This is a genomic window from Candidatus Methylomirabilota bacterium, assembly GCA_035315345.1.
Classification (GTDB): Bacteria; Methylomirabilota; Methylomirabilia; order Rokubacteriales; family CSP1-6; genus CAMLFJ01.
In genome coordinates, this window is the sequence record DATFYA010000029.1 from 1 (window position 1) to 12030 (window position 12030).

The window sequence follows — 12030 nt, forward strand, 5'->3', positions numbered from 1 at the left end:
GCCTGCAGGGTTTCGAAGATGCTCGACGGCAGCACCTGCATGGACTCCGCCTTGGTCCGGTCGATGTTCAGGTAGACCTGCGGGCTGCGGGCGCTGAACGTGCTGGCGAGGCCGCGGAGGCTCGGGTTGGCGTTGCCCTTCTGAACGAGCTCGGCCGTGTTGCGCTGGAGCTCGGCGAGGCCGAGGCTTCGACGGTCCTCCACCATCATCTGGAAGCCCCCGGTCTGGCCGAGGCCGCGGATGGGCGGCGGGATCACCACGAAGGCCAGGGCCTCCTGGATCCCGGCCAGCTCGCGATTGAGACCGGAGACGATCCGGTCCTGCGTGAGCCCCGCGCCGCGCTCATTCCAGCTCTTGTACACGATGAAGGTCGTGGATACGTTCGGGACGTTGGCGAAGTCGAGGACCGAGAATCCTCCGATGGTCACCCAGCCCGCGAGCCCGTCGGTCTTCTCCAGCAGGGCCGCGATCTTCTCGGCCACGCTCCGCGATCGGGGCTGCGAGGCGCCTTCGGGCAGGATGGAGACCAGGACCGCGTAGCCCTGATCCTCGGTGGGGAGGAACCCGGTCGGCTGGCGGACGAACCCCCACGCGGTCGCCCCGACGATGACCGCGAAGAGCACGACCATCAGTCCCGGGTGCTTCACCATCCGTCCGACGATCCCGATGTAGACGTCGGTCACCGCTCCGAAGGCCCGGTTGAAGCCGCGGTAGAACCAGTTGGGACGCTTGCTCCCGCGCGGCTTCAACCAGAGCGCGCACTGGACCGGCTTCAGGGTCAAGGCGTTGAGCGCGCTGATGACCGCGGTGGCGGCGATGACGAGCGCGAACTGCCGGAAGATCTGCCCGGTGATCCCGGGCAGGAAGGCGGCCGGAAGGAAGACCGCCACCAGGGCCAGGGTGATGCCCATCACCGGCCCGGTGAGCTCGTCCATGGCCCGGATGGTGGCGTCCTTGGGGGACATCCCCTGCTCGATGTAGTACGAGCTGTTCTCCACGATGATGATGGCGTCGTCCACCACGATGCCGATGGCCAGGATCAGGGCGAACAGCGTCATCAGGTTCACGGTGAAGCCCAGCGCGGCCATGGCGATGAAGGCGCCGACGATGGTGACCGGAACCGTGGTGGCCGGCACCAGCATGCCCCGGAAGTTCTGCAGGAAGACGAGAATGACGATCAGCACCAGCACCGCGGCGATGAACAGGGTGTGGTAGACGGCGGAGATGGCCTCCCGGACGAACAGGGTGGTGTCGTAGCGGATCGCGTACTTCATGCCGTCGGGAAACTGCTGGCTCATCTCGGCCATGGCCGCGTACACGCGGTTGGCGACCTGGATGGCGTTGGCCCCCGGCAGCGCGAACACCACGATCTGGGCCGACTTGTGGCCGGTGAACCGCGAATAGTTGCTGAAGCTCTGCTGGCTCAGGTCCACCCGGGCGACATCGCGCAGGCGCACGAGCTGCGGCGCGGTGCCGCCGACCGACTTGATCGTGATCGCCTCGAACTGGCCGGCATCGGAGAGGCGGCCCAGGGCGTTGATGGTGAACTGGAACGGCTGGTCCTCCGGGACCGGCGGCGCCCCGAGCTGGCCGGCCACGACCTCGATGTTCTGCCCCCGGATCGCGGCCAGGACGTCCGCGGTGGTGAGCCCGAACGTCTGCAGCCGCTTCGGGTCCAGCCAGACCCGCATGCTGTAGGGGCCGGCCCCGAAGATCCGCACCTGGCCCACGCCCGGGATCCGGGCCAGCGGGTTCTGCAGATTGATGAGCGCGTAGTTGGAATAGAAGATCTCGTCGAAGCGCTCGTCCTCGGCATAGAGGCTGGCCACCAGCAGGATGTTGGGGGAGACCTTGCGGACGTTGACCCCCTGGACGGTGACGCCGCCGGGGAGCTGGGCCAGGGCGCTGTTGGCGAGGTTCTGGACGAGGGCCAGCGACGTGTCGAGGTCCGTGCCGACGTCGAAGGTGATCGTCAGCTGGTACGAGCCGTCGCTCGCGCTGGTCGAGGACATGTAGATGGAGTTCTCGACCCCGTTGATCGCCTGCTCCAGCGGGACCCCGATCGTGGCCGCGACGACCTCCGCACTCGCCCCCGGATAGCGCGTGCTCACCTGGATGGTCGGCGGAACGATCTCGGGATACTGCGCGATGGGCAGGCCGTAGATGAACACGGCCCCGATGAGGACGGTGACGAGGGCGATGACGTTGGCGAAGATCGGCCGCTCGATGAAGAACCGGGAGATCACGGCGCGGTCTTCCTCGGAGGAAGGGCCGCCGGGGCGCCGGGGGCCGGCGGGCCCTCGCCGCCCGCCCGCTCGGGGGTGACCTGGCGCCCGGGCGCGGCCTTCAGCAGACCGTTGACGATCACCCACTCCGGGCCGGTGAGTCCGCCCTCGATGACCCGGCGTCCATCCACCGCGATCCCGGTCGTGACGTTGCGGCGCTCCACGGCGTTCTTGTCGTTCACCACGAGCAGGTACGCGCCCTGCTGGTCATGCCCGATCGCCACCTCGGGAACCAGGAGCGCGGCTTTCTGCTCGAGGGGCACCCGCACCCGCGAGTAGAGGCCGGGGAGGATCTTCCCGTCCGGGTTGGGCAGCACGCCGCGCATCAGCAGCGTGCCGGTGGTGGCGGTCAGGCTGATCGCGGCAAAGTCGAGGTGTCCCCGGTGGGGATAGCCCTCTTCACTGGGCAGGCCCGCGTGCACCGGCCATTTCCGCGCGTCCGACGGGCCGGGGATCCCGCGCGTGCTCTTGAGCAGGCGGGCCAGATCGAGATCGCTGATGTTGAAGTAGACGTAGATCGGGTCGATCTGGTTGATGTTGGCCAGGACCGTGTTGCCGGGCGACCCGACCAGGTTGCCGGGATCCACCAGCCGTCGATCCATTCGCCCGTCGAACGGCGCGGTGACCTGCGTGTACTCCAGATTGAGCTTCGCCAGATCTCGCTGGGCCTGCGCCGAGGCGAGGTTGGCCGCGGCGGTATCGCGCTGGAAGCGCCAGTTGTCGACGTCGGCCTGGGCGGCCGCGTTGTGCTGGATCAAGTTGGTGAAGCGGTTCAGCTGGGATTCGGCGTACTGCAGCTGGGCCCGGAACTGCTGAATGGTGGCCTCGGCCTGCCGGAGGTTGTCCTCATAGGTATTCTGCTGGATGACGAAGAGCGGCTGGCCCTTCTTGACCCGCTGCCCGTCCTGGAACAGCACCTTCTCGAGGTACCCGGCCACCCGCGCGACCAGCTGCACGGTGTAGATGGCCTGCGTGTTGCCGGTCAGGTCGAGGTAGTCGGTCACCGTCTGCCGCACGGGCTGGGCGACGGTCACGTTCGGCGGCGGCGGAGCCGCGGGCGGCGGCGTCTCCCGACAGCCCGATTGCAGAACGAGCAGCCCGGACACCACGGTCCAGGCGGCGATGCGTCCGATTCGACGAATGGCGGCTCCTCCGTGAGCTCTCGGGCGACTCCGACTCCCCGATCCGCATGTGATCACCAGTCCGGAAACCGTGGCGTCGCCTTCGGCTCACGAGAGGCCGGCAGGTTGTAATGCGCGGGGGCGAGCAGATTGCCCCAGTTCGTGCGCTGCTGCATCTCGGCCCGCAGCTCGGGCGGCACGAGCTCCTCACCCTCCCGGATCTCCCAGCCGCCTCCCAGCGCCCGGTAGACGCCGACGAGGCTCGTCGAGATGCCGCCGAGCGTGCTCGCCAGGCTGTCCTGCTGAGTCAGGAGGGTCTGCTGCGCGGTCAGGACCGTGGTGAAGTCGGTCACGCCCTCGCGGTACTGCAGCACCGCGAGGTCGACCGCCGTCCGGCTGGAGGTCACGCTGCGGGCCAGCAGGTCGGCGCGGTCCTGAGCGCGGAGAAACGCGACCAGGTTGTCCTGCACGTCCTGCTGCGCGACGAGCACCGCCTGCTGATAGGCCAGCAGCAGCTGCTGGAAGCGCGCGTCCTGCGCCCGCACGTTGTTCGAGAGCTGGCCGTAGTTGAGGATGTTCCACTGCACGGAGGGCCCGACCTGAACCTGGCGAGACCCCCAGCGGAACATGTCGCTGAGCCGGAAGGTCCCCAGATCCGTCGAGAGGAGGACGAGATTGCCGATCAGGGAAAAGGCGGGGAGCAGATCCGCCTTGGCCACGCCGATCTGGGCGGATTGAGCCGCCGCCTGCATCTCGGCGCTGCGGAGGTCCGGCCGCCGGCGCAGCAGATCGGCCGGAATGCCCACGATGATCTGGGGCGGCGAGACGGGAATTCGCGACGGACCGGTCAGCAGGTCGCCCAGATCGCTCGGGGGCATGCCCAGCAGGGCGCTGAGCGCATCGCGCGCCTGACGGAGCTGGGCCTCCAGGGTCGGAACCGTCGCCCGCGTGTTCAAGAGCACGGTCCGGGCCTGCTCGACATCGAGCTGGGTCACCGTGCCGTAGGTGAACTTGGCCTCCACGATCTTGAGGGTCTCCTCCTGGATCTCCACGTTCGCGCGGGCGATGCGGATACGCTCCTCGGCGGTGCGGAGCGCGATGTAGGCGTTCGCGACATCCGCGGTCAACGTGACCAGCGTGGTGTCGTAGTCCGCGAGCGTCACGAGCAGGTTGGCGTCGGCCGATTCGATGCCCCGGCGGATCCGTCCCCAGAAGTCCAGCTCCCAGGTGGCCTGGGCCCCGATCTCGGATTGCCAGTAGGCGAAGCTGCCGGAGAAGGCGGTGGACGTCGGGGCCCGATCGCTCGTCCGGATGTACTGCACCGCCCCGACGGCCTGCTGCGTTTGCGGAAAGATCTCACCGACCGCGACGCCCAGCTGGGCCCGGGCCTGCAGGACCCGCACGCCCGCCTGTCGAAGCGTGAGGTTGTCCCGGTAGGCGTGCTCGACGAGGCGGTCCAGGGCCGGGTCGCCGAAGGTCTTCCACCAGTCGCGGTACGTGGTGGCCCCGGTGCCGACCCGCTGATCCGCGGTGTCCTGCCAGCTCGTCGCCACGCTCACCTTCGGCGGCTGGAAGTTCGGCCCGACCATGCAGCCCCCGAGCGCGAGGACGAGCGGCAGCACCACGCCGAGGGCGCGGAGCGCGCGCGCTCCCGAAGTCATCCGATCGTCGCTCGGAGCGCCACCCTGCCGAAAGGCCATGTCCCGTCAGACCAGGCGCGTCTGGATGTCGACCTCGGACGTGAGCGTCCGATGGACCGGGCACCGCTGGGCGATCTCGAAGAGCTTCGCCTTCTGCTCGTCGCCGAGCTGGCCGTCGAGTGCGAGCTCCGCCTCGATCCGATCGAGCATGCCCTCCCGGGTCTCGCACTCGGCGCAGTCCGACGCGTGGATCCGCGAGTGCCGGAGACGGACGGTCACTCCCGTGAGCGGCCATCCCTTGCGCCGCGCGTACAGCGCGACCGTCATCGAGGTTCAGGCCCCCAGCGCGGCCAGGAGCAAGTCGTAGGGCGACGGCCCGTGGTCGCCGCCTCCCGCCGACTCCGGCTCATCCGCGCTGAAGCGGTGACGGCCGACGACGATGTCCTGCGCGAATCCGGAGCTTCCTCCCTGCACGACGACGGTGCTTGCCATGGCGCCCCCCGGTATCGGTGTTCGCGGCTTCGTGCCTCAGACGTGGATCGCGCGGCCGTCCACCGCGAGGGCCGCCTCCCGCAGCGCCTCGGCCAGGGTCGGATGAGCGTGGCAGGTGCGCGCGATATCCTCGCTGCTCGCGCCGAACTCCATCGCGGCGGTGGCCTCGGCGATGAGGTCACCGGCGCGCGGGCCGATGATGTGAACGCCGAGCACGCGGTCGGTCTTCTTGTCGGCCAGCACCTTGACCCGGCCTTCGGGGTGGCCCAGGGCGCGGGCGCGACCGTTGGCCGCGAAGGGGAACACCCCCCGGCGATACTCGACGTCGGCGCGCTGGAGCTCGTCTTCGCTCCGGCCGACCGACGCGATCTCGGGCGCGGTGTACACCACGCTCGGGATGGCGTCGTAGTTGACGTGCCCGGCCCCGCCCGCGAGCGTCTCGACACAGGCGATCCCCTCCTCCTGTGCCTTGTGGGCCAGCATGGGACCGCGAATCACGTCGCCGATGGCGAACACGGAGTCGGCGCCGGTGGCGAAGCGCTCGTCCACGGGAATCCGGCCCTGCGCGTCCAGCGTGATCCCGACCGCGTCGAGGCCGAGCCCCTCGGTCATCGGCCGCCGCCCGACCGCGACCAGGACCCGGTCACCGTGGAGGGGCTTGGCGTCCCCGCACTCGACGACGCAGCGGTCGCCCTCCACGCGCGCACCGGTGACGCCAGTGCCGAGGTGAAATTCGAGGCCCTGCCGCTCGAACGAGCGCCGGGCCTCCGCGGCGATCTCCGCGTCCACGCCGGGGAGGATGCGATCCAGGTACTCGACGACGGTGACCCGGGCCCCCAGCCGCCGCCACACCGATCCCAGCTCCAGCCCGATGTAGCCGGCGCCGATCACCACCAGGTGCTCCGGAACGTCGGGGTAGCTCAGCGCCTCGGTGCTGGTGCCGATGCGGTCGCCGTCCAGCGCCACGCCGGGCAGCGCGGCGGACGCGCTGCCCGTCGCGATGAGGATGCGCCGCGCGGTGACGCCCACCGTCTCCTTCTCGCTCTCCACGGTGACCTGGCGCGGGCCCGCGATCCGCGCCTGCCCGGTGTAGCGCGTGATCCGGTGCTTCCGGAACAATCCGTCGATCCCCCGCGTGAGCCCCGACACCGTCTCGTCCTTGCGGCGGAGCATGGCCGGCAGGTCGAGCGTGACGGCGCCGAGCCGGATGCCGTGCGCCTCGAGGCCGCCCCGGCAGGAGGCGTAGAGCTCGCTCGATTCGAGCAGCGCCTTGCTGGGGATGCAGCCCACCCGCAAGCACGTCCCGCCGAGCACGGGCTCGCGCTCCACGCACGCCACGTTCAATCCGAGCTGGGCGGCCCGGATGGCCGCCACGTACCCGCCGGGGCCGGCGCCGATCACGACCAGGTCGTGCTGCGGGCGGGGCGCCACCGTCACATCTCCAGCAGGAGACGGGCCGGCTCCTCCATGCACTCCTTCACGTGCTTCAGGAAGCCCACCGCTTCCCGGCCGTCCACGATCCGGTGGTCGTAGGTGAGCGCGACGTACATCATCGAGCGGATGACCACCTGACCCTCCCGCGCGACCGGACGGTCCTGGATCACGTGCAGGCCGAGGACGCCACTCTGCGGAGGGTTCACGATCGGCGTCGACAGCAGCGAGCCGTAGACGCCGCCGTTCGAGATCGTGAACGTCCCCCCTTGCAGCTCGTCCGGCGTGAGCTTGTTCGCCTGGGCACGGCCGGCGAAATCGGCGATGGCCCGCTCGATCTCGGCGAAGCTCAACCGCTCCGCATGGCGGAGGACCGGCACCACCAGCCCGCGCCCGCCCCCGACCGCGATCCCGACATCGAAGTAGTTGCGATAGACGATGTCGGTGCCGCGGATCTCGCCGTTCAGCTCGGGGCACTGCTTGAGGGCTTCGATCACCGTCTTGACGAAGAACGACATGAAGCCGAGCTTCACGCCGTGCCGCTGCTGAAACGCCTCCTGGTGAGCGCGCCGCAGCGCCATGACCGCGGACATGTCGATCTCGTTGAACGTCGTCAGCAGCGCCGCGGTCTGCTGCGCCTGGACCAGTCGCTCGGCGACGCGGCGCCGCAGCGGGCTCATCGGCACCGCTTCCTCCTCGCGCGCCGCCGCCACCCGCGACCCGGCCCCGGGCCGTGGGGACGTCGGCGCCGCCGCGGCGGGCGCGGCCGTCGCCGGGGCAGCCGCCTCCGGCCCCACCGGCGCTGCCGCGCCCGCGGGCTCTCGCGCCTGGTCGAGATGGCGGACCACGTCCTCCTTCAGGAGCCGGCCGCCCGGCCCGGTAGGGGCCACCTCATCGGCCTCGATCCCCCGCTCCGCCATGAGCCGACGTGCGCCCGGCATCACGCGTGGCGACTCCGCCGCCGGGCTCGTGGTGGGCTGGGCAGCCGGCGATGGCTTCCTTGGTCGGGCCGCGGGCGTCGGCTTCGTCGGCTGGGCGGCAGGCGCCTCTTTCTTCGGGGCGGGTGCCTCCCCAACCGGCGCGTCTTCCACGTACGCCAGCACCTCGCCGACCTTCGCGGTTTCCCCCTTCTGCTTCACGATCTCGGCGAGCACGCCGGCCACCGGCGACGGCAGCTCCATCGCCGCCTTGTCGGTCTCGAGCAGCACGACCGCCTCGTCCTGCCGTACCGGGTCGCCGGCTCGCTTGAGCCAGTCCGCGACCTGGACTTCGGTGATCGACTCGCCCGCGGCCGGCACGCGCAGCTCAACTCGCATCGAACGCCGCCTTCAGCAGCTTCTGCTGCTCGCTCCGATGAAGGGCCGCCCAGCCCGTGGCCGGGCTGGCCGAAGGGGGCCGACAGACGCCCGCGAAGGGCCGCCCGTCCGCCAGCCGGTTGCCGAAGCGCGCCAGCAGGTACCGCCATGCTCCCATGTTCGCCGGCTCCTCTTGCACCCACACCACGCCTGCCGAGGGGGGATAGGGGGCGAGCGCCTCCATGAGCCGCTCGTCCCGCATGGGATAGAGCTGCTCGAGCCGCAGGATCGCGACGTCGCTCCGCCCCAGTTCCTCCCGCTTTGCCAGCACATCGTAGTAGACCTTGCCGCTGCAGAGCAGGATCCGCACGACCCCTTCCGGCGACACGACCGAATCGCCGATGATGCGCTGGAAGCTGCCCCGCTCGAGCTCCTCGAGCGCCGACACGACCTTCACGTGCCGGAGCAGGCTCTTCGGAGTCATGACCACGAGGGGCTTGCGCCAGCGGCGAAGCACCTGCCGCCGCAGCAGGTGGAAGTACTGGGCGGGGGTGGTCGGGTTCGTCACCTGGATGTTGTCGTGGACCGCCAGCTCCAGGAACCGCTCGAGCCGGGCACTGGAATGCTCGGGCCCCTGGCCCTCGAACGCGTGGGGCAGCAGGAGCACGAGCCCGCTGAGCCGGCGCCACTTCTCCTCTGCGCTCGTGATGAACTGGTCGACGATGACCTGGGCCGCATTGACGAAGTCGCCGAACTGGGCCTCCCACAGCACCAGGCCGTCGGGGCAGTCCAGACTGTAGCCGTATTCGAAGCCGAGCACCCCGACTTCCGACAACGGGCTGTTGTAGATCTCGACGGTCGCCTGGCCCGGCGCGACGTGGGCCAGCGGCATGTACGTCGCGCCGCTCTCTCGATCGTGCAGCACCGCATGGCGGTGGCTGAACGTGCCCCGGGCCGTGTCCTGACCGGTCAGCCGCACCCGGTGACCCTCGGCGGCCAGCGTCGCGAACGCCAGCGCCTCCGCCGCGGACCAGTCGAGGGGGCGCGTGCCCTCGGCCATCTCGCGGCGGCGGGCGAGCCCGCGGGCGATGGTCGGGTGCGCGTGGAAGTCGTCGGGTACGCGGGCCAGCGCGCGCACGAGCCCGGTGAGCCGGTCCCGCTCGGTGCCGGTGGCGACGTCCTCGTCGTCCCCGCCGGAGCCACCGTGGTAGCCGATCCAGACGCCGGCCCTCGCCTCGCGGAGCGGCGCGTAGCGGGGACTTCGCGCCTCGCTCAGCTCCTGCTCCAGCTCGGTCCGCCGCTCGACCGCGATGCGATCCGCGTCGTCCCGGGTGAGCCCGTTGAGGGTGAGCAGGTGCGCGAGGTAGCTGTCGCGGACGGACGCGCGCTGCTCGATCGCGCGATACATGAGCGGCTGGGTGAAGGACGGCTCATCGCCCTCGTTGTGGCCGCGGCGGCGGTAGCAGTACATGTCGATGACGACGTCGCTCCGGAACCGGCGCCGGAACTCCATCGCGAGCTCGACCACGTGACTGACCGCGTCCGGATCCTCGCCGTTGACGTGGAAGATGGGCACCTCGAGCATCCGGGCCACGTCGGTCGCGTAGGGAGACGAGCGCGCCTCCTCGGGAGCCGTGGTGAACCCGAGCTGGTTGTTGACCACGACGTGGAAGGTGCCGCCCGTCCGGTACCCCTCGAGCTGGCTCAGGCTGAGGGACTCCTGGATCACCCCCTCGCCCGCGAAGGCGGCGTCCCCGTGAATGAGGAGCGCCATGCCGCGCACCCGCGCGGTGTCGCCGGCCCGATCCTGCTTCGCTCGCATCCGGCCGAGCGCCACCGGATCCACGAACTCCAGGTGGCTCGGGTTGAAGCACAACGACAGATGAACCTTCCGCCCCGAGGCGGTGGCCCAGTCCGTGCTGTAGCCGAGGTGATACTTCACGTCGCCCCGGCCATCGCGGAACGCGTCGGCCCGGTCCTCGAACTCCGCGAAGATCTCGCGCGGCCGCTTGCCGAGGATGTTGGCGAGGACATTCAGCCGGCCGCGATGCGCCATGGCCATCACGATCTCCTCGACCCCCTGCCCGGCCGCGGTCTCGATGACGAGATCGAGCAGCGGGATGAGGCTCTCGGCCCCTTCGAGCGAGAAGCTCTTGGCCCCCGGATACTTGTGCTGGATGAACTCCTCGAAGATGGCCGCGTCGGTCAATCGCGTCAGCACCCGCAGCTGCTCGTCTCGCGTGAGGTGGGCGCGGTGACCCACCTCCTCCATCCGCTCGCGGAGCCACGTGCGCCGCTCGAGATCGTCGATGTGCATGAATTCGAGGCCCACCGAGCCGCAGTAGGCGGCGCGCAAGATGTCCAGGATCTCGCGCAGCGGCCGGAGCGGAGGCCCCGGAATGCCATGCGTCGAGAAGGACCGGTCCAGGTCGTCATCGCTCAAGCCGTAGAAGGCGGGATCGAGCTGCGCCTGGGGCGCCCGTGGGAAGCCGAGGGGATCGATCCGGGCCGCCAGGTGCCCGCGGTCCAGGTAGGCGGAGATCAGCTCCGCGACTCGGTCTTGACGCCTCAGCAGCTCCGTCACGTCCGGCGGCTCGGCGCCGGCGGAGCCGACCGGAGCGAACAGGCTTCGCGGCTTGAACGACGGACCCGGGCGCCAGCCGGGCGCGCCGCCGTTGTCCCCGTCGAGCCGCTCGAAGTACCGGCGCCATTGTTCCGGGACCGCGGACTCGTCGCGAAGGAACTCGCGATAGAGGTCCTCGACGAACGACAGATTGGCCGGATTCGGCCCCACTGGAGCGCTCAACGGGGCTCCGATCCTCGACCGAGGCGTGAGTCCGGCCCGGAGGCACCTCGGTCTTCATGCCCGCTGGGCCGGGCGAGGACTGCGCCGGCGCTCGTCACGATCCGAGGGTACCACCGATACCAAGGCGCCTCCGACCGACGTCCATCCTTCGAGAAGCGACGTCTACGCGCCGCCGGGGCGCGGCCCGCTCCAGAGCGCGTCGTCGGAGGCCACGCGGTCGCGGGCATCGGCCGCGTCGAGCGCCCGCATCACCTCGCGCGCCATCGTCTCGTACCAGGCGGCGACGTCCGGCGGGTAGTCGGCGTGGCTCTCGAGATCCTTCACGATCGGCCCCTCCACGGTGGGGATGTCGTGCAGGCCGTCGAACTGCCGCGTGTAGGGCCGGCCCTTGGCGGCGGCGGTCGCGGCGTCGATGGTCGCGTCGAGCTTCAGCCAGCGGCCGTCGAGATAGGCCTCGCCCAGCGAGTGGCGGGGCAGCGGCCGATCGCCCCAGAGCCGCCGCACCTCCTCGGACATGAACGGCTTGTCCGGGCAGTGCAGCTGCTGGAAGCCGACGCGCGCGGGAATGCCGGCGGCGCGGCAGAGCGCGACGAAGGAGCTGGCCTTGCCCATGCAAAACGCGTGGCCGGCCTGCAGCACGTCGCTCGCCCGTCCCCGGCCCGCCGCGAGATCGCGGAAGGCGGCGAGGATGTCGTAGGGGATGTCGCGCACGAAGTAGTAGATGCGCTCGAGCCTCTCCCGGTCGCTCGCGCAGCCCGCGGTCAGCCGGCGGGCCTGCTCGATCACCGCCGCGTGGGTCGAGTCGATGAGCCGGGTCGGCTCGAGATACCGTCGGCGCTCCTCCGCGTCCATGGCGTCGTCCTTTCCGGGCTCAGGCCGCCGCGATCTCCCGGACCGCCGGCAATACCCAGTGGCCTGCCTCCTCCAGCCCGGGGCCCGAGGCCACGTCCGGGATCGTGA

Annotated in this window: 7 protein-coding genes and 1 pseudogene; all 8 read right to left on the reverse strand. The window is 70.3% G+C overall.

Annotation, left to right across the window (positions count from 1 at the left end):
* Positions 1–2246: efflux RND transporter permease subunit (locus VKN16_04380; protein ID HME93436.1), on the reverse strand; the 2246-nt coding region annotated here is incomplete at its 3' end.
* Positions 2243–3319: an efflux RND transporter periplasmic adaptor subunit gene (locus tag VKN16_04385; GenBank protein ID HME93437.1), complete on the reverse strand. Its 1077-nt coding sequence runs from the start codon at positions 3317–3319 to the stop codon at positions 2243–2245. The genes VKN16_04385 and VKN16_04380, both read right to left, overlap by 4 nt.
* Before the next feature lie 161 nt (positions 3320–3480).
* Positions 3481–5067, reverse strand: a complete 1587-nt coding sequence (locus VKN16_04390) for an efflux transporter outer membrane subunit (protein ID HME93438.1) — start codon at positions 5065–5067, stop codon at positions 3481–3483.
* Positions 5068–5112: 45 nt separating this feature from the next.
* Positions 5113–5499, reverse strand: a pseudogene (locus VKN16_04395) (OsmC family protein).
* Between the two features lie 75 nt (positions 5500–5574).
* The gene (gene lpdA / locus VKN16_04400) at positions 5575–6969 is read right to left on the reverse strand and encodes a dihydrolipoyl dehydrogenase (protein HME93439.1); all 1395 of its coding nucleotides are present in this window, start codon (positions 6967–6969) and stop codon (positions 5575–5577) included.
* A gap of 2 nt (positions 6970–6971) precedes the next feature.
* The gene (gene odhB / locus VKN16_04405) at positions 6972–8285 is read right to left on the reverse strand and encodes a 2-oxoglutarate dehydrogenase complex dihydrolipoyllysine-residue succinyltransferase (GenBank protein ID HME93440.1); all 1314 of its coding nucleotides are present in this window, start codon (positions 8283–8285) and stop codon (positions 6972–6974) included.
* Positions 8275–11070, reverse strand: coding sequence for a 2-oxoglutarate dehydrogenase E1 component (locus VKN16_04410; GenBank protein ID HME93441.1), 2796 nt, complete (start codon positions 11068–11070; stop codon positions 8275–8277). The genes odhB and VKN16_04410 overlap by 11 nt, the downstream gene beginning before the upstream one ends.
* A 162-nt stretch (positions 11071–11232) precedes the next feature.
* Positions 11233–11922, reverse strand: coding sequence for a transglutaminase family protein (locus VKN16_04415; GenBank protein HME93442.1), 690 nt, complete (start codon positions 11920–11922; stop codon positions 11233–11235).
* Between the last annotated feature and the right edge of the window lie 108 nt (positions 11923–12030).